Origin of the sequence: Hymenobacter negativus, assembly GCF_016056375.1 — a bacterium.
In the GTDB taxonomy this organism is placed as follows: Bacteria; Bacteroidota; Bacteroidia; order Cytophagales; family Hymenobacteraceae; genus Hymenobacter; species Hymenobacter negativus_A.
In genome coordinates, this window is sequence record NZ_JAEDAE010000001.1 from 278,038 (window position 1) to 296,505 (window position 18,468).

Annotated in this window: 18 protein-coding genes; 11 read left to right on the top strand and 7 right to left on the bottom strand. The window is 60.6% G+C overall.

Translation table 11 applies throughout. From position 1 onward, the window contains the following. The first annotated feature begins 170 nt into the window (after positions 1–170). The 10 genes from I7X13_RS01215 to I7X13_RS01260 all read left to right on the top strand — a co-directional run bounded on the left by I7X13_RS01215 (position 171) and on the right by I7X13_RS01260 (position 9,559). Positions 171–749 carry a TetR/AcrR family transcriptional regulator gene (locus I7X13_RS01215; protein WP_198070351.1) on the top strand — a complete coding sequence of 193 codons (579 nt, stop codon included), beginning with the start codon at positions 171–173 and terminating at the stop codon, positions 747–749. Between the two features lie 2 nt (positions 750–751). Continuing rightward, complete coding sequence (gene paaE / locus I7X13_RS01220) at positions 752–1,831, top strand: 1,2-phenylacetyl-CoA epoxidase subunit PaaE (RefSeq protein WP_198074061.1); 1,080 nt, start codon at positions 752–754, stop codon at positions 1,829–1,831. A 60-nt stretch (positions 1,832–1,891) separates the two neighbouring features. Then, complete coding sequence (paaA, locus tag I7X13_RS01225; protein WP_198074062.1) at positions 1,892–2,842, top strand: 1,2-phenylacetyl-CoA epoxidase subunit PaaA; 951 nt, start codon at positions 1,892–1,894, stop codon at positions 2,840–2,842. A 116-nt stretch (positions 2,843–2,958) separates the two neighbouring features. After that, positions 2,959–3,246: a 1,2-phenylacetyl-CoA epoxidase subunit PaaB gene (gene paaB / locus I7X13_RS01230; RefSeq protein ID WP_198070354.1), complete on the top strand. Its 288-nt coding sequence runs from the start codon at positions 2,959–2,961 to the stop codon at positions 3,244–3,246. An 11-nt stretch (positions 3,247–3,257) separates the two neighbouring features. Beyond that, positions 3,258–4,061 (top strand): 1,2-phenylacetyl-CoA epoxidase subunit PaaC, encoded by an 804-nt coding sequence (gene paaC, locus I7X13_RS01235; protein WP_198074063.1) that lies wholly within the window; start codon positions 3,258–3,260, stop codon positions 4,059–4,061. Then, positions 4,055–4,564, top strand: a complete 510-nt coding sequence (paaD, locus tag I7X13_RS01240; RefSeq protein WP_198074064.1) for a 1,2-phenylacetyl-CoA epoxidase subunit PaaD — start codon at positions 4,055–4,057, stop codon at positions 4,562–4,564. The genes paaC and paaD overlap by 7 nt, the downstream gene beginning before the upstream one ends. Before the next feature lie 143 nt (positions 4,565–4,707). Beyond that, positions 4,708–5,493 carry an enoyl-CoA hydratase-related protein gene (locus I7X13_RS01245; protein WP_198074065.1) on the top strand — a complete coding sequence of 262 codons (786 nt, stop codon included), beginning with the start codon at positions 4,708–4,710 and terminating at the stop codon, positions 5,491–5,493. Further along, positions 5,490–6,665, top strand: a complete 1,176-nt coding sequence (locus tag I7X13_RS01250; protein ID WP_198074066.1) for a 3-hydroxyacyl-CoA dehydrogenase NAD-binding domain-containing protein — start codon at positions 5,490–5,492, stop codon at positions 6,663–6,665. Before I7X13_RS01245 ends, I7X13_RS01250 begins: the two co-directional genes overlap by 4 nt. Before the next feature lie 70 nt (positions 6,666–6,735). Then, positions 6,736–8,799: a phenylacetic acid degradation bifunctional protein PaaZ gene (gene paaZ, locus I7X13_RS01255; protein ID WP_198074067.1), complete on the top strand. Its 2,064-nt coding sequence runs from the start codon at positions 6,736–6,738 to the stop codon at positions 8,797–8,799. 1 nt (position 8,800) lies between these two features. Continuing rightward, a complete protein-coding gene (locus tag I7X13_RS01260) occupies positions 8,801–9,559 on the top strand; it encodes an enoyl-CoA hydratase/isomerase family protein (RefSeq protein WP_198074068.1) in 759 nt (252 codons plus the stop codon). An 89-nt stretch (positions 9,560–9,648) separates the two neighbouring features. Here I7X13_RS01260 and I7X13_RS01265 read toward each other — a convergent pair whose 3' ends face one another. From I7X13_RS01265 to I7X13_RS01275, 3 genes are read right to left on the bottom strand one after another with little or no spacing between them, the layout of a single operon-like run. Then, a complete protein-coding gene (locus I7X13_RS01265; RefSeq protein WP_198070361.1) occupies positions 9,649–10,101 on the bottom strand; it encodes a nucleoside deaminase in 453 nt (150 codons plus the stop codon). 10 nt (positions 10,102–10,111) lie between these two features. Beyond that, the gene (locus tag I7X13_RS01270; RefSeq protein WP_198074069.1) at positions 10,112–13,132 is read right to left on the bottom strand and encodes a PD-(D/E)XK nuclease family protein; all 3,021 of its coding nucleotides are present in this window, start codon (positions 13,130–13,132) and stop codon (positions 10,112–10,114) included. A 53-nt stretch (positions 13,133–13,185) separates the two neighbouring features. Continuing rightward, entirely contained in the window at positions 13,186–13,644 is a 459-nt protein-coding gene (locus I7X13_RS01275) for a BLUF domain-containing protein (protein WP_198074070.1), read from the bottom strand. A 175-nt stretch (positions 13,645–13,819) separates the two neighbouring features. Here I7X13_RS01275 and I7X13_RS01280 point away from each other — a divergent pair, with 175 nt between their 5' ends. After that, positions 13,820–14,764 (top strand): DUF3078 domain-containing protein, encoded by a 945-nt coding sequence (locus I7X13_RS01280; protein ID WP_198070364.1) that lies wholly within the window; start codon positions 13,820–13,822, stop codon positions 14,762–14,764. 18 nt (positions 14,765–14,782) lie between these two features. Here I7X13_RS01280 and I7X13_RS01285 read toward each other — a convergent pair whose 3' ends face one another. From I7X13_RS01285 to I7X13_RS01300, 4 genes are read right to left on the bottom strand one after another with little or no spacing between them, the layout of a single operon-like run. Then, on the bottom strand, positions 14,783–15,280 hold the full coding sequence (locus tag I7X13_RS01285; protein ID WP_198074071.1) for a TlpA family protein disulfide reductase: 498 nt from the start codon (positions 15,278–15,280) through the stop codon (positions 14,783–14,785). A 37-nt stretch (positions 15,281–15,317) separates the two neighbouring features. Further along, entirely contained in the window at positions 15,318–16,349 is a 1,032-nt protein-coding gene (locus I7X13_RS21855) for a Gfo/Idh/MocA family protein (protein WP_317191509.1), read from the bottom strand. 9 nt (positions 16,350–16,358) lie between these two features. After that, a complete protein-coding gene (locus tag I7X13_RS01295; RefSeq protein WP_233454628.1) occupies positions 16,359–17,510 on the bottom strand; it encodes a DegT/DnrJ/EryC1/StrS family aminotransferase in 1,152 nt (383 codons plus the stop codon). A gap of 43 nt (positions 17,511–17,553) precedes the next feature. Continuing rightward, positions 17,554–18,450, bottom strand: coding sequence for a glycosyltransferase (locus tag I7X13_RS01300; protein ID WP_198074072.1), 897 nt, complete (start codon positions 18,448–18,450; stop codon positions 17,554–17,556). Positions 18,451–18,468: the final 18 nt, after the last annotated feature.

Sequence of the window (18,468 nt, forward strand, 5' to 3'; positions counted from 1 at the left end):
GTATTAACAAACATTTGTTAGTTTAAAGGCTTGCCGTACCTTTGAGCTATCCAATTCCCACCGCCGCTTCCACGTCTCATGTTTCTCAATTCTGATATTGAGCACCTTGCGCTGCATTCCAGCGGGACTACTATGCTCGTGCGCATCAGTGGCATTTGTTTGTTCAACGCATGAGCAAGAAACTTAATAAGCGCCAGATTATCCTGGATGAAGCCGCTAAGCTGTTCAAGCTGAAGGGTTTTGGCGGCACGTCGATGCGTGACCTGGCAGGCGAAGTAGGGATGGAAGCGGCCAGCATGTACAACCACATCAAGTCGAAGGACGAGATACTGGAACACCTCTGCTTTCACGTTTCCAATACTTACATCGCGCAGCTGGCCGAGGTGGAGCAGATGGCCGGCTCGAACGGCGACAAGTTAAAGGAACTGTTGCGCCGGCACATCAACCTGATGCTGGAGGACGGGGCGGCCGTGTCGGTGGCCAATAATGACTGGAAATACCTGACCGATAACAAGCTGGAGCAGTTCAAGGCCGCCCGCAAGCAGTATGAGAAGGGCTTTGCGGCGCTGATTGAGAACGGCATCGCGGCCGGCGAGTTCCAGCCTGTAAATGCCTCGGTAGCGTTATTCACTATCCTTTCGGCAGTGCGCTGGGTAGAGCTGTGGTACCGGCCGGGCCGGGGCGTTACGGCGCAGCAGTTGGAAGAAGATATCATGACCATTCTGCTGAATGGCTTGGCAAAGAACTAGTAATGAGTCGTTTCCATAAAGTTAAAATTAAGCGCATTCAACGGGAAACCCCGGACAGTGTGGTGGTATCGCTGGATGTGCCAGCCGAGCTGCGCGAGACGTTTGCCTTCACACAGGGCCAGTATTTAACGTTTCGGCGCGAACACAACGGCGAGGAGTTGCGGCGGTCCTATTCCATTTGCAGCAGCCCGCTGGAAGGGGAATGGCAGGTGGCTATCAAGAAGGTGCCGGAGGGGCGGTTTTCGTCGCTGGCCGTGGATGCTTTGCAAGTGGGCGAGGAGCTGGACGTGATGCCCCCTGCCGGGCATTTCCACACGCCCGTGCATTCGGAGCAAGCCAAAAACTACCTGTTTTTTGCGGCGGGCAGCGGTATTACGCCGGTGTTCAGCATTATCAAAACCGTGCTGCTGACCGAGCCGGCCAGCCAGGTAACATTGGTGTATGGCAACCGGGGGCGCAATTCCATCATCTTCAAGGAAGGCATTGAAGCCTTGAAAAACCGATTTCTGAATCGCATCAGTGTGTACCATGTGCTGAGCCGCGAGAAGGGAGAATCGGACCTGCTGTTCGGCCGCATTGACCAAGCCAAGGCGGCTGAATTTCTCGCCAAGATTGTACCCGCCGCCCAAGTTGATGAGTGCTTCATCTGCGGGCCGGAGGACATGATAAATGGTGTCCGCGCCGCGCTTACTGATGCCGGCGTAGCACCGGAGAAGATTCATTTCGAGATGTTTGGCTCGGCGAATGCCGGGACGGGCGGCGCGGCCAAACCCAAGCTGCCGCCCGTGGGCGAGGACGACAAGCACAGCACCGTGACGGTACAACTCGACGGCAATACCCGCGTGCTGGAGATGTCGTACTACGGCAACACCATCCTGGATGCGCTGCTGGAAACCGGTGTGGATGCCCCTTATTCCTGCAAAAACGGCATGTGCAGCACCTGCCGCGCCCGCGTGACGGCCGGGCAGGTCGAAATGGACGTAAACTATTCGCTATCGGACACCGAAGTGGCGAAAGGCTACGTGCTGACCTGCCAGGCCCGGCCTACTACCGAAACGGTAGCAGTGGATTTTGACCAGTAGCAGCCGATAATATTTCTTACTTTTAACTAACGATTGTTAGTTAAGCTTTGTTGAAAGCGTATGGAAACGTTAGAAATGACCCAGGAAGAGCAGTTTCAGGCCCGCATTGATGCCGACGTGCGCATCGAGCCCAAGGACTGGATGCCCGATGCCTACCGCAAAACATTGATTCGACAAATTTCGCAGCACGCTCACTCAGAGCTGGTTGGAATGCTTCCGGAAGGTAACTGGATTACGCGGGCTCCTTCGCTCAAGCGCAAATCCATTCTGCTTTCGAAAGTACAGGACGAAGCGGGCCACGGCCTCTACCTCTACAGCGCGGCCGAAACGCTGGGCACCACCCGCGACCAGATGCTGGCCGACCTGCACTCGGGCAAAGCCAAGTATTCCAGCATTTTTAACTACCCCACGCTAAGCTGGGCCGATATGGGCTGCGTGGGCTGGCTGGTGGATGGCGCGGCCATTCTGAACCAGGTGCCGCTGTGCCGCACTTCATACGGCCCCTACGCCCGCGCCATGGTGCGGGTTTGCAAGGAGGAGAGCTTTCATCAGCGCCAGGGGTTCGAGATAATGCAGACGCTATGCGAAGGCGCGCCTGAGCAGAAAGCCATGGCCCAAGAGGCCCTGAACCGCTGGTGGTGGCCCACGCTGATGATGTTCGGCCCGAAAGACGAGGACTCGCCCAACACGGCTCAGAGCATGAACTGGCGCATCAAGCGCTTCACCAATGACGAGCTGCGCCAGAAATTCGTGGATATGATGGTGCCCCAGGCCGAATTCCTGGGTTTGACCGTGCCCGACCCGCTGGTGAAATGGAACGAAGCCCGCCAGGCCTACGACTTCGGCGAGGTAAACTGGGATGAGTTCTGGGCCGTGGTGAAGGGCAATGGCTTGTGCAACCGCGACCGCCTCGGGGCGCGCGTGAAAGCGCATGAAGAAGGTGCCTGGGTGCGCGAAGCCGCCATGGCGCACGCGGCCAAGCGCGCTGAGCGTGAGACGGCAGCTGCGTAACTGCCAACCTGAGATGTAGAGACGCGACACTTCGCGTCTTGTCGTTGGACGCGCCAGACATAATAACATCAGCAACGAAGAGGCGCGAAGTGTCGCGTCTCTACACGCTAATATCAATGAATCAATCTGAATGGCCTCTTTGGGAGGTCTTTATCCGCAGCAAGCAGGGGCTTGACCACAAGCATGTGGGCAGCCTGCACGCGGCCGACGCGCAAATGGCCATCCAGAATGCCCGCGACGTGTACACGCGCCGGCAGGAGGGCATTAGCATCTGGGTGGTGGAATCGAAGCATGTGCATGCCTCCAACCCGGATGATGCGGAAGCTTTCTTCGACCCGGCTAACGACAAAGTGTACCGGCACCCGACCTTTTATCAGGTTCCGGATTCTATTAAACACATGTAATGCAGGGCGATATGGAGTTTGCTTCTTCGGAAAATCCGGCTTTGGCCAACTACGCGCCAGCGGTGCGGCAGCAGTTATTCCAGTTTGTGTTGCAGCTGGCCGACACTAGTTTGGTTCTGGGCCATCGGCTGAGCGAGTGGTGCGGGCACGGGCCTATTCTGGAGCAGGACCTGGCCATGGCCAACATCGCGCTGGATTTGCTGGGCGAAACCCGTAGCCTCTACCAATACGCTGCCGAGCTGGAAGGGCAGGGGCGCACCGAAGACGACCTCGCCTACCTGCGCAGCGCCACCGAATACCGCAACCCGCTGCTGGTGGAGCAGCCCAACGGTGACTTTGCCGACACTGTGGTGCGTCAGTTTTTGTTTGATAACTTCCACTACCATTTTCTCAAGCAGTTGCTGACCAATGCCGATGAGCGGCTGGCTGCAATTGCGGAAAAGTCTCTGAAAGAGGCCACTTACCATCTGAAGTGGAGTTCGGAATGGATAATCCGGCTGGGCGATGGCACGGAAGAAAGCCGCCAACGCGTGGAAAAAGCCATAGCCGAGCTGTGGCGCTTTTCGGGGGAGCTGACCATGCCCACAGCGCTGGAAAAAGAGCTGCAAGCGGCCGGGCTGATTCCAGACTACGCCGAAATTCAGGCCGGAATGGCGGCTCACGCCGAGCAGGTGTTGGCAGAAGCTACGTTGGCGGTGCCTCAGCAGGTTTTCATGCTGACGGGTGGCAAAGATGGCCGTCACACCGAGCACTTGGGCTACATTCTGACCGAGCTGCAGTATATGCAGCGCACCTTTCCCGGCCTGACATGGTAGCGCCCGCGCCCCCCACCGAAGCCCACATCTGGCAGCTGCTGGAGGAGGTGACCGACCCCGAAGTGCCGGTGCTCAGCATCCTGGACCTGGGCATCGTGCGGGCCGTGCGCGTGGAGGGTGAGCAGATTACCGTGACCATCACGCCCACGTATTCGGGCTGCCCGGCTATGAATACCATTGCCACCGACATCCGGCTGCGGCTACTGGCAGAAGGTTATACCAAGCTGACAATCAACAATCAGCTTAGCCCGGCCTGGACTACTGATTGGATGACCAAGGCCGGCCGCGAGAAGCTGGAAGCTTACGGCATTGCCCCGCCAATTGACGGCACGGCCAGCGGACACGTGCTCAATCTGTTCGGGAAAGAAACCGCTGTGCGCTGCCCGCTATGCAAGTCGGAGCATACGCATCTGGTCAGCCAGTTCGGCTCTACGGCGTGCAAGGCGCTGTATCAATGCGACGATTGCCGTGAGCCGTTCGATTATTTCAAATGCCACAGTTGATTTGATATGTGCAATGTAGAGACGCGACACTTCGCGTCTTCTCGTTGAACGAGCAAAGCCGGGGCGATATAAACAACATCAGCAACGCCAAGACGCGAAATGTCGCGTCTCTACAATCGTTCAATTTTTACACTCCTCCCATTATGCCTGAAAACGACCCCCTGATTTTTTCGCTGGAAAACGGCATTGCCACTATCCGCCTCAACCGGCCCGAGGTATTTAATAGCGTGAATAAGCCGCTGGCGCTGGCGTTTCAGCAGCATCTGCGCGATTGCCAGGGCGATGCGTCGGTGCGGGCTGTGCTCATTACCGGGACCGGGCGGGCCTTCTGCGCGGGGCAGGATTTGGCCGAAATCACCGGGCCGGACAGCCCGGAGGTGGCCGAAATCGTGGAGAAGCACTACAATCCGATTATCCTACTCATTCGCGAGCTGGATAAGCCGGTGGTGGCGGCCGTGAACGGCGTGGCAGCCGGTGCCGGTGCCAACATCGCCCTGGCCTGCGACATTGTAGTGGCCAAAGAATCAGCCTCCTTCATTCAAGCTTTCAGTAAGATTGGGCTGATTCCAGATAGCGGCGGGACGTACTTTCTGCCGCGACTCATTGGAATGCAGCGGGCCAGCGCGCTGATGATGACCGGCGACAAAGTGAGCGCCGCCGAAGCCGTGCAGATGGGTATGATTTACAAGGCTTTTGCCGACGAAACCTTCGACCAGGATGTGGCCACGCTAGTGCGCAAGCTGGCCGCCATGCCCACCAAAGGTCTGGCTTATACCAAGCAGCTCCTGAACAGCACGTTTGCCAACGACGTGGCCCAGCAGCTGCGCGCCGAGGGCGACTACCAGCTCCGCGCCGGCAATACCACCGATTACCGCGAAGGCGTCGCCGCCTTCCTCGAAAAACGTCAACCCAGCTTCACCGGCCAATGAAAACCGTTGGTATAATTGGTTGCGGGGCCATGGGCGCGGGCATTGCCCAAGTTGTAGCCACAGCTGGCCATACCGTGCGCTTGCTCGACCAGCACGCCGGCGCGCTGGAGCGGGCCGTTTCCGGCATTCAGGATAACCTGCGCAAACTGGCCGAGAAAGGCAAGCTGACCAGCGATGCAGCATCAGCAGCCAGCAGCCGCCTCTATGCCACGGCCGACATGCAGGATTTCGCTGACTGCGAGCTGGTGATTGAAGCCATTGTGGAGGATTTGGGGGTGAAGCAGCAGCTTTTCCGCAAGCTCGAAGGCGTGGTTTCGGCCGATTGCGTGCTGGCCAGCAACACCTCGTCGCTGTCGCTGACTTCGATTGCGGCAGCTTGTGAGCGGCCGGAGCGGTTTGTGGGCATCCACTTTTTCAATCCGGCTCCCGTAATGCAGTTGGTGGAGGTGATTCCGGCCGTGCAAACCCGGGCGGGGCTGGCCGAAAAAATCAAAGCCCTAATAGCCAGCTGGAACAAGCTGCCCGTGCTGACGCAGGACACGCCGGGCTTCATCGTGAACCGGGTGGCGCGGCCCTTCTATGGCGAGGCCATTCGCATCATGGAAGAAGGCATCGCTGACATGGCAACCATCGACTGGGCCATGACGGAGCTGGGCGGCTTCCGCATGGGACCGTTCGCGCTGATGGACTTTATTGGCCACGATGTGAACTACCGCGTGACGGAATCCGTGTTCACCGCCTTTTTCTACGACCCGCGCTTCAAGCCTTCTTTCTCGCAGAAACGCTTGTTCGAGGCCGGCTATTACGGCCGGAAATCAGGCCGGGGCTTTTACAATTATGCTGCTGATGCCGCGCAGCCCGCGCCCACCCGCGACGAAGTGTTGGGCCGCCGGATAGTGAGCCGCATACTAGCCATGCTCATCAACGAAGCGGTGGATGCGTTGGCCCTGAACGTAGCCTCGGCCGCCGACCTGGAGCTGGCCATGACCAAGGGCGTTAACTATCCCAAAGGCCTGCTGGCCTGGGCCGATGAGTTGGGGCCTGCCAGCGTGCTGGCCACCCTCGACGACCTCTACGCCGAGTACCATGAAGACCGGTACCGCGCCAGCCCGCTGTTGCGCCGCAAGGCGCGCGCCAATGCGTTATTCCTCGTAGCGGAACCTGTGTTGTAGCATGTGCTTAGCTCGTTCATAACGAAATGATTACCCCGCGCATGTTAAAGCATGCGCTAACTTCTTTCTCATGACTCCCACCCTCGAAAACTACACCCTCGGCCGCTGGAGCACCGGCGGCAATTCGCCCCAGGAATTACTCGATGCCAGCACCGGCGAAGTCATTGCCCTGGCCAATACGGAAGGCTTCGACTTCGAGAAAATCCTCGATTACGGCCGCCGGGTGGGCAACCCCAAGCTGCGTAAAATGACCTTCCACGAGCGGGGCCGGATGCTAAAGGCGCTGGCTTTTCACTTGCAGGAAAAGAAGGAGGTTTTTTATGAGCTGAGCTACCGCTCGGGCGCAACGCGGGCCGATTCCTGGATTGACATTGAGGGCGGCATCGGCAACCTCTTCGCCAATGCTTCGCTGCGGCGCAAGTTTCCGGATAAGCCGTTTTACGTGGAAGGTGAGCCAGTGGGCCTGAGCAAGGGCGGCACCTTCATGGCTCAGCACCTGCTGGTGCCGCGCGAGGGCGTTGCCGTGCACATCAACGCCTATAATTTCCCCATCTGGGGCATGCTGGAAAAAATTGCGGTGAACCTACTGGCGGGCATGCCCGCCGTGGTGAAGCCCGCCGTGCCCTCGGCCTACCTCACCGAGGCCGTAGTCCGTGAAATCATTGCCTCCGGCATTCTGCCGGAAGGGGCTTTGCAGCTAGTGGTTGGTTCGGGGCAGGGTTTGCTCGACCACGTTACCTATCAGGACGTGGTAACTTTTACCGGCTCGGCCGCGACCGGCCGCAAGCTGCGCGCCCACCCACGCATCATTGAGGAAGCCGTGCCGTTTACGATGGAGGCCGACTCGCTGAATGCCGCTGTGCTGGGGCCGGATGCCCGGCCCGGTACGCCGGAATTCGACTTATTTGTGAAGGAAATCCGCAAGGAAATGACGGCCAAGTGCGGGCAGAAATGCACCGCCATCCGCCGCGCCATCGTGCCCGAAAACCTGCTCGAAGACGTGCAGATTGCCCTGGGCAAGCTGCTGGCGCAAACGACGGTGGGCCACCCGCAGGCCGAAGGCGTGCGCATGGGTGCGCTGGCTGGCCGGGCGCAGGCTGATATCTTCCGCGACAGGGTGCGGCACCTGGCGCAGCACACGCCCATCGTGTATGGCAGCCTGGACGAGCTGGAGCTGCTGGGCAAGGACCGGGGCGCCAACTTCGCAAAGGGCGCTTTCACCTCGCCCATTGTGCTGCGCAACGACCAGCCATTCAAGCACCTCGACAGCCACGAAATCGAAGCCTTTGGCCCGGTGGTAACGCTGATGCCCTACCACGACATGGCCGAGGCCGTGACGCTGGCCAACATGGGCAAAGGCTCACTGGTGTGCTCGCTGGCCACGAATGACCCGCTTACGGCGCAGGAATTTGTGCTGGGCGCGGCAACGAACCACGGCCGCATCTTGGTGCTGAACAACGAGATGGCGAAGGAAAGCACGGGCCACGGCTCGCCACTACCGCAGCTCATTCACGGTGGCCCCGGCCGGGCCGGCGGCGGGCAGGAGATGGGCGGCATCCGCGGGGTGGAGCACTTTATGCAGCGCGTGGCTTTGCAGGGCTCACCGAGCATGATTACGGCCATCACGGAGGTGTACCAGACCGGCGCCAAGCAGGTGGAATACGACAAACACCCTTTCCAGCGCTACTTCGAAGAGCTGGAAATCGGCGAAACCTACACCACGCATAAGCACACGGTGACGGAGGCCGACATTGCCAATTTCGCGGGCATTTCGGGCGATAATTTCTACGCCCACGTCGATGCTACTTCGCTGGAAGGTACGCTATTCACCGGCCGGGTGGCCCACGGCTATTACGTGCTTAGCAAAGCGGCCGGCATGTTTGTGGACCCGCGCAAAGGCCCGGTATTGCTCAACTACGGCCTCGACGAATGCCGCTTCACCAAGCCTGTATACCCGGGTACCACCATCGGCGTGAAGCTGACGGTGAAAGAGAAAGTGGGGCAGGAGAAGCGCGACGAAAACGACATCGCCAAAGGCATTGTGCGCTGGCTGGTGACGGTGACCGATGAAACCAACGAAACTGTGGCCGTGGCCACGATTTTGACGATGGTAAAAAAGAAAAATCAGGAATAACATGAGCACCCTCATCGCCGGCCACGTTCTGGCCGAAACCGATGCCGCGGGCATCACCACCATCACCTTTTTTCACCCTTCGCACAATTCTTTGCCCAGCCGCGTGCTGAATGATTTGGCGCAGGCCATCACCCGCGCCGGACAGGACGAGGGCACGAAAGTCATTGTCCTCAAAAGCGAGGGCGACCGCACCTTCTGCGCCGGGGCCAGCTTCGATGAGCTGCTGACGATTGAGACCAAAGCGCAGGGACTGGAGTTTTTTTCCGGCTTTGCGCGGGTTATCAATGCCTGTCGCACCGCGCCGAAAATCATCATTGGGCGGGTGCAGGGCAAGGCCGTGGGCGGCGGCGTGGGCGTGGCGGCGGCTACGGACTACTGCTTCGCCACCCAGCACGCGGCCGTGAAGCTGAGCGAGCTGGCGGTGGGCATCGGGCCCTTCGTGGTAGGGCCAGCCGTGGAGCGCAAGATTGGCACGTCGGCCTTCCAGCAGTTGGCGTTGGATGCAGGCGAGTTTCGCTCGGCTGACTGGGCGAAAGAGAAGGGCTTGTATGCCGAAGTAGTGGACGATGTGGCCGCGCTTGATGCTGCGGTGGCTGCTTTTGCCGCTAAAATGGCGGCTTACGCACCGGATGCTACCCGGGCAATGAAACAGGTTTTCTGGCAGGGTACCGAGCATTGGGACACGCTGCTGACCGAGCGCGCCGGTATCAGTGGCACGCTGGTGCTGTCGGATTTTACCCGGCGCGTGCTGCGCAAGTAACACGGCAGAAGGGACGCCGGATAAACTAAAGAACGGTCGTGCTGAACCCAGCACGACCGTTCTTTAGTTTGAGCCTGGAAAGCTCGTTCTTACAACTCCATAATGTCCTCGTTCCAGAGCGTGGGCTCGGCTTCGATGAACTCATTCATCATATCCACGCACTCTTGGAGGTCCATGTCAACCACCTCTACGCCGTGGCTTTCGAGGAAGGCGCGGGACTCGCCAAAGGTGCGCGACTCGCCCACCATCACCTTCGGAATTTTGAACTGCACGATGGTGCCGGCGCACATGTAGCACGGCATCAGCGTGGTGTAGATGACCGTGTCGCGGTAGCTGCGCTGGCGGCCGGCATTGGTCAGGCAGTCCATCTCGCCGTGCTTGATGGCGGAGTCTTCCTGCACGCGCTTGTTGTGGCCCTGGCCGATGATTTTGCCGTCGCGCACGAGCACGGAGCCGATGGGAATGCCTCCTTGCGAGCGGCCCAGGCGGGCTTCGTCGATGGCGGCTTGCATGAATTCGTCTTTGGTTTTCTGGTCTTGCATGGGTGGGATGTTATCGCGCGCAGATGCCTTTGTAGGGGCAATACTCGCACTTGGTGAAGTCGTCGGTTTTGCGGATGGGCTCGGCGGGGTCGAGAATCCGGAGGGCAATTTTACGCACTAAGTCTTCGGAAACGGCTACGAAGTCTTCGCCGCCGTCGGTGAGGAAGCTGAGGTCGGCGGAGAGGAGGCCTTCGTCGATGTTGCGCAGGGAAAGGATGGAAGTATCGGCCGTTTCGCGCTGCACCGTGTGGGCCAGCATGAGGCGGTAGAGCCAGAGCTGGCGCACCTTATCAGCGCTGCTACTGGGCTCGTGCAGGAGGCGGTCCACGGCCTCGGCGGGGCTGAGCTTGTCGCGGTAGCCGCGCAACTGGAGGTCGCTCTTTTTTACGAGGCCGGATTTGTAGTCGACCACGCGCAGGCGGCCATCGGGCAACTCGTCTACGCGGTCGGCGAAGCCGAAGAGGCGCACGGCTAATTGCTCGGGCTGGCCCGGTACATCCACGAAAACGGTGGCGGCCAGCTCCTTTTCCAGGCCAAAAAGGCGCAAGGGCAGCAGCCCGGGCTGCTCGGTCAGGCTTTCCAGCAGGCGCACCACCAAGCGCGTGGCTACCTGGCCATACACGTGGTTCAGGCCTTCGTCGGCGCGGGCATGCTTTTCGCTGGCTTCCTGGCGCAGAGCACGCTGTACCTCGGCCGGGGCCTGGCGAATGAGTTCGGGGATGTCAGCGGCCGTAATCGGGCGGGCACCCTGCTCGAAGGGCAGCATCAGGTTTTCCAGCGCCTCGTGTATCATGGTGCCGAAGCTGCTGGCTTCCAGCGTTTCCTCTACGGCTTCGTTTTCGTGGAAGCGGGCCACTTTCGAGAAGTAGAACCGCAGGGAGCAGGCCAGGAAATCGTTGAGGCGCGAGGGCGAGATGTTGCGCTCCAGCACGCCGCGCAGGGCGGCCAGCATTTCGGAGTCTTTTTCCAGAATCAGGTCGCCTTCGTAGGGGTTCACGCCGACTTCAACCTCCGGGCCGGCTACGGAAACGGTCAAGTCTTCCAGCGTAAGCTGCGGGTTTTGGGGCAACAAGTCGTTCTGCAATTGCAACAGAAAACGGCTGCGCTCACCGCTTTTCATGCCCTCGGCCCCGGGCAGCACGTGCACCAAATCCACGCGCTGGGCCCGTTGCAGCAGGCGCCAGAAGTTGTAGGCCGTGATGGCCTCCGCATCGGCGTAAGTCGGGAGGTTGGCCGTGGTGAGGACGTCGTAAGGAAACAACGACTGCTGGCGCTTAGGTGCCGGCAGCACGCCCTCGTTGCAGCTGAGGATGATGAGGTGGTCGAAATCCAACGCTCTGGTTTCCAGTAAGCCCATTACCTGAACGTCGGCCAGCGGCTCGCCGGAGAAGGGCAGGCGGGTGCGGCCCATCTGCTCGTACAGGAAGCGGCGGAACGAGCGCACCGACAGGCGCTGCTCACGGCAGTCGAAGGCTGAATCGAGCTGCTTGACGAGGGTGTAGAACAGGTACAGATACTCGGACCCGAGGCTGGCTTCGCGGTCGGTGTCGGCTACTTCGGCGGCGTACACCTGGCGCAGCAGGTCGATGACGGTGTAGCAGGCGGCGATGATGTCGTCGCAGTTGTCCCAGGTTTTGAACAGGGCCTCGATGAGCGGGTGGTGTGCGCCGAGCTTCAGCAGTTCCTCGGCGGGCAGGAGCACGGCATTCAGGCGCACGATTTCGCGGCAAACCTGGTCGAGGATGCCGTGGTACTGGGGTTGGTCGGCCTGCTGGTCCTGCCAGTGCTGGTAGCGGCGCAGGAAAGGGTGGCTCAGTAGCTTGCTCACGGCCAGGTGGTGGTAGCGAGGCACGCCGTAGCCGGTTTCCTGGCTGCCCTCCCGAATGCCGGTGAGGTGCACTTCAAACAGCAAATCGACCAAGTTGAACAGGGGCGTGGCCTGAAAGCTCAGGCCCATGGTCACGTTATAGTCGGGCACCTCGTCGGGCGGCAGGCCGTGGAGCACGGGCAGGAGCAGGGTTTCGTCGGGCAGCACGACGGCCACAGTGGCGTCGGGGTAGCGCTGGCGGGCTTCGGCCAGCAACTGGCCGGCCAGCTTGCCCTGCATGCTGGGGTTGGCCACGCCCAGGTAGCGGACGTGGTGGGCCTGGCCGCGCAGGTATTCCACGCCGCCCCCGAAATTATCGAGCGGCAGTTTCCACTGCTCGAAGTAGCGCCGCAGGTGCTGGCCGGCGCGGTTGGGCGAGTTTTTTTCGAGGTAGAACGGGTCGGCGTCGAAGCGGATTTCGGCCCGGCCCGCATTCAGCAACAGCCGGATGAGCTTTTCCTCGGACTTCGACAGATTGCCCAGGCCCACGAACACATGCTTGGCCGGTTCGGGTTTGGCGGGGTCTTTCAGGGCCTTTTCCAGCTTCTGCACGGCCAGGCGGTAGGCCAGGCCGGGGTAGGCGAGGTGGTTGGCCTTCATGCGGCGCTGCAGCTCGTGGTACACCCGCTCCAGCTGGTTCCAGAAGCTGAACGAGTGCGCGGCGGCCTGGCTTTTGGGCGGCAGCTCGGCCAGGTCCCAGCGCTCCAGAGCCTTGGCTTCGCTCAGGTATTCAAATACTTTGTGCGTGTCGGCCAGGTTCTGGTCGAGGTTGGAGAAGTCGCTGAGCAGCAGGCCCGCCCAGCCCACAAATTTATCGAAATCGAGCCCGGTATCGATGCCTTTCAGGATGTCGTAGAGCAGCAATTGCAGGGCAATGGGCTCCTCCACCTGCACGCCGGCCAGCTCCACCATGTAGTCTTCCATGGCGGCCACGCGGGGTGCCCACAGCGGCGCACCGCCGGGCAGGGCCAGCGCCAGTTCATTCTTTAGATACACCACGGCGCGGCGCGTGGGCACGATGACCACAATGTCGGACAGCTCATCGAGCGGGCCGGAACCGTAGCGGTCCAGCAGGTCGCGCGCGGTGGCAGCCAGGAAGGAAACCGGGGCCGCGCCCGGGGTGGCCGGGGCAGCAATGGGGTAGGGGGCAGGCGGAGCAGGCATTAGCGTAAAGATACCAGCCCTGGCAGTAGTGGGAGGGCCAGCGCGCCGCCGGGCTACATGCGCGGGTGTTCCAGCCAGGGCTCTACCTCGCCGTGCGCTACAAAATCGTGCAACAGCTCCAGCAATTCGGGGCGGGTGTGGGGGCGTGGCACCAGCAGGGCTGGGGAGTCGGGCGGCACGTAGCCCAGCAGGGTGCGCATGTGCTGGGGCTGGGCCACCCGGAAACCCATGCGCCAGTTGGAAAAGGCGCGGTGCCGGCAGGGGCCTTCGCTGAGCACCCGGCAGCTGAAATGCCGCGGGTCGACGGCGATGTGCTGGTAATAAAGCCGCCAAACGGCCTCGGGCGTGCCTTCCAGCACTTGCAGAAACCGGCCGTCGGGGGTGTACAGCAGCAGGCCGGTAATGTCGTCGCGCAGGTTATTAGCTCGGCACTGGATGAGCAGCGCGGTGAGTTCCGGAGTGTCGAAGGGCACCAGCGACTGGCTCTGGTAAATGAGTTGGTACAGGCTCATACGCTTCGGCTGAAGGGTGAAAAAACTATTTCCAATACCATGAACCAATGGCTGCCTGTTCTTTGGCAGAAAGATAGATAAATGGCAGAGTTTAATTAATGTTGAGCTTGCGCATGGAATAGTCATCAGCCGCCGAAACGCCGTTATTTACTTTCTCAACCAACCTTCTCCTGCCATGAAACAACGCTACTTCCTACTGCTGGCCGCCCTGGCCCTGGCTACCCCCGCCGCCGTGGCCCAGACCACGCCCGCCGTCATTCCGGCCCCCGCGCCCCCGGCCGTGCCCGACCCCCTTTGGCACAAGTCCATCAAAACCGGCCTCGGCCTCAACGAGGCCCTGCTCAGCACCAACTGGCGCGGAGGTGGCGTCAATACCATCGGCTTCAACGCCCTGTTCAACGCCAAGGCCAACCGCAAAAGCGGTGTGCACAGCTTCGACAACGAAGCCGATTTCCTCTTCGCCTTTTCCCAGACCAAGGGCCTCGGCTACCGCAAGGGCCAGGACCGCCTCTTCCTCGACACCAAGTACGGACGCGCCCTCACCGACCGTTGGGACATGTTCCTGTCGCTGAACTTGCTCTCGCAGTTCGCCCCCGGCTACAAGTACGATACCGACGCCGCCGGCAACGACCGCGCCCAGCTCACCTCCGATTCCTTCGCCCCGGCCTTCATCACGGCTGCTTATGGCTTCGAATACCACCCCACCACCTACTTCCACGTACGCCTCGCGCCCTTCGCCCCGCGCCTCACGGTGGTCAACCGTGTCGAACGGTTTGTGGCCGCCCTCGGCGACACGCCCTACGGCGTGAGAGCCGGCCACAGCACCCGCTTCGAAGTGCTAGCCGCGCAGGTGCTGGCCGAATACGACCGCAACATCAGCCCCAACGTCAACTTCAAGGCCCGCTACGTGCTATTTGCCAACTACGAGCACCTCAATCTTCAGGAAATCGACCACCGCCTCGACGTGGGCCTCACCGCCAAAGTGGGCAAGTACGTCAACGTCGCCCTCAATGGCATTGCCCTCTACGACTACGACCAGGACCACAGCATCCAGTTCTCGCAGGGCCTCACCATCGGTGTGGCCTACGCCTTCCAGAACTTCGTGGATGCGAAGAAGTAGGGGCGTAGCCGCCCGGCGCTAGCGCTGCGCGCGTTTCAGCAACTCCTCGACTTTGCTCGTCATTCTGTTGAATTCCTGCTGCTCGAACCCGACAGATGTGTAGGCAATATTCCCTTGAGCATCAACGAGGTAGTTGCGGGGGATGTATTGTGTGGCAAAAAGCGAGTAGACTGTTCTTTTTTCGTCCGGATACATTGGCAGGTCGAACCCTTTCTTGGCTTTGAAAGCGGTTATTTCACTTTGCGAGTGTTCCCGTCCGATTACCAGCACTACCAGGTTCTTGTTGCTTTTGTGCGCGGTCCAGAACTGCTGCATCTGTGGCAACTCCTGCATGCAGGGACCGCACCAGGTAGCGAAAAAATTGATTAAGACAACCTTGCCTTTCAAATTCAGCGATTTGATAGTTTCCTGTTCGTTGCTAACGGTGAACGCAGGCATGGGCTGACCAACGGCAAGGTCTTGGGAAAAAGCAGGAGAGCTAACCAGCAGTAGTAGAACCAGCAGGAAATGTTTCATGGCGGAAAGGTTTAGGGAATTGATTTATTGGGGCAATTCAGGAAGACCGTAGCGCGTAAATCCGCTCAATTATCTCCACCACTTTCAGGCCTTCCAGCGCATTGGTAGTAGCGAAGCTGCGGCGCTGCACGGTATCCACCACGTTTTCGATGACTTGGACGTGGTTGGCGGCCGAGCCTTGGAAAGGGCCGTAGTCGTTGGCGGGGCTGGTGGGGGGCAGCGCGGGCAGCTGGTAATTTTCGAGGTGGCAATACTCCACCTTATCCATGTACTGGCCCGCGATGCGCAGGCTGCCGCGCTCGGCCACCACCGTGAGGGAACTTTCGAGGTTGCGGTCCCACACGGCGGTGCTGTAGCTGAGCGTGCCACTGCCGCCGCGCAGCAGGTCGAAGGTGACGAGGCCACTGTCCTCAAACTCCGTCAGGCCTTCGTGCGTGAAGTCACGAAACCGGGCCGAAATGTTGGTGATATCTCCAAATACCCAATACAGCAAATCGACGAAATGGCTGAACTGAGTGAACAGCGTGCCGCCGTCCAGTGCCTGCGTGCCCTTCCAGCCGCCGGGCTTGTAGTAGCGCGCATCGCGGTTCCAGAAGCAGTTCAGCTGCACCAGAAACACCTGGCCCAGCCGGCCTTCGTCGTACACCTGCTTTAGCCAGGCCGCCGGGGGCGAGTAGCGGTTTTGCATCACCCCAAACACCAGCTTACCCGTTTGCAGGGCCGTGTGCACGATGGTTTCGGCATCGGCCTTGTGCAGAGCAATTGGCTTTTCGATGACGACGTGCAGGCCGTGACGCAGGCCGGCCACCGCCTGCGGGGCGTGCAGGCCATTAGGGGTAGCCACGGTGAGCACATCGGCAGGCGGCCCGGTTTGCAGGTATTCTTCCAGCGAAGTGAAGAACTGCACGCCGGGAAACTCCGCCGCGAGGCTAGGCTGCAAGTCGGCGCGAGTGTCAATCAAAGCTGCCAGTGCGGCCCCTTCGTGGCGGGCGACCAGCGCGGCGTGGCGGCGGCCAATGTGGCCCACACCGCAAATGACAAAACGGACTTCAGGGGTTGAATTGCTCACGAAATTGAATTAATTTCCAAAGAAAGCCCCAACGCACCCGATGATGTACTCCTGTTGCTCCACTGTCAGCAGCGGATGAATTGGCAGCGACAACACCGCCCCACACAGCCGTTCCGCCACCGGAAACTGCCCTGCCCGGTAGCCCAGATAGGCGTAAGCCGGCTGCGCGTGCACTGGCAGTGGGTAGTAAATCATGGTGGGCACCCCGCACTTTTTGAGAAACAATTGCAACTCATCGCGCCGGCCGGCTTCCTCTACCTGAATTGTGTACTGGTGAAAAACGTGGCTGCTGCGCTCATCCCGCGCCGGAGTGCTAATGCTGCTCACGCCGGCCAGCGCCGCGTCGTAGCGGGCGGCTACGGCCTGGCGGGTGGCCGTGTTGGCGGGCAGCTGCCGCAGCTTCACCCGCAGCAGGGCGGCTTGCAAAGTGTCAAGACGGGAGTTGAGGCCGATGCGCTGGTGGTAGTATTTGCGGCTCTGGCCGTGGTTGGCGAGCTGTTGGAGCAAGGCCGCGCGGGTTGCATCGCGGGTGAGGAGGGCGCCGCCATCGCCCAGCGCACCCAGGTTTTTGGACGGGAAAAAGGAAGTAGTGCCGATTTCGCCCACCGCCCCGGCAAAGGCCATTTCGCCGCTATGAAATTGGAAAGTGGCCCCGATGGCTTGGGCATTGTCCTCAATCAGGGCCACACCGTAGTGTTGGGAAATCGCGCGCAACGCCTCTAAATCGGCGCATTGCCCAAACAAATGCACGGCTACGATAGCACCGGTGCGCGGCGTGATAGCCGCTTCGACCGCGGCTGGGTCGATGTTGAAGGTATCGGGAAGCGCATCCACCAGCACCGGGCGCAGGCCCAGCAGGGCGGCGGCTTCCAGCGTGGCCACGTAAGTGAAGGCGGGGATGATGATTTCGGCCCCGGCCGGCAGCTCCAGGCTCATGAGGGCCAGGGTGAGGGCATCGGTACCGTTGGCGCAGGGGATAATGTGCACGCCGCCCAGGTACTCGCCCAGCTCGGCCGCAAATTGGCCCACGGCCGGCCCCTGAATAAAGGCGGCCGTATCCAATACCTCATGCATGGCCTCATTCAGAGCCGGTTGCAGGGCCGCGTGTTCGGCCGCCAAATCGAGTAACTGGATAGGAGAGGGCGGGGCAGGAAGAATCAAAGCAAAGCCGGGAAAAGAGCGCCGCCAAAGATACCGAGCAAACTTAGGCCAGCTCCCGTAGCAGCCAGAAGAGTTTCAGCAAATCGAGCAGCGGCAAACGCGGCGCGGCCGAAAGCAGCTGCCGCCGCAGGGCCGGCTCTGCCGCGCCCAGTGTGGCACGAGCCGCCGGGGCCAGCCCCAGCCGGCGCAGGCGCAAGGCCATTTGCAGCAGGCGCGAGTCGGTGCCCAGCCCATCATGGCGGTACACCTGGGCCAGGTTGTGCACGGCCTGCGCGCTTTTTTGCAGGAACACGGCCGCCGACTCCAGTCCATCGTGCAACACGGGGTTATCCAGGTGCAGAATGGCTACCTGCGCCGCCGCCAGCTCCACGCCGAATTTGGTGTCCTCGTGGCCGTAGCCGGTTAGCCGCTCATCAAGCGGAAATTGCCGGAAAATATCGGCCCGAATCAACGCATTATTAATGGTGAGCTGACCGTAGGGTGCGGCCTGGCGCACGGCGGCGGGGCGGGCTTCGCGGACCTGGCCGTAGTGCCAGCGCAGGTGAAGGGCGGGGTCGGTGGGCGGCGCGGTTTCGTAGCAGGTGCCGCCGATGAGCACGGCGGCGCGTCCCAATGCGGCAGCGTAGCGGGCCAGAAACTGATTGTCCGGCAACAGGCTGTCGTTGTCGAGCAGCAATAGCCACTCGTGCTGCGCGGTGGCAGCCAGCTGGTTGCGGATAGCGGCGCGGCCCACATTCTGCGGCAGTTCGCGGTAGCACACGCCGGGCAGGTCGCCCAGTGGCCGGTTAATCAGGCGGAATTCATTGCTGGAAAAATCATCGAGCAACAGAATTTCCACCGGGCCGGGCCAGTCGGCAATCTGGGCAAGCAGCGGATTGACCAATTCCCCGACGGCGCGATTATAAACCGGAATTAAAACGGATAAACCGGCTGCTGCCATCGGTAAAATAATTCGGCC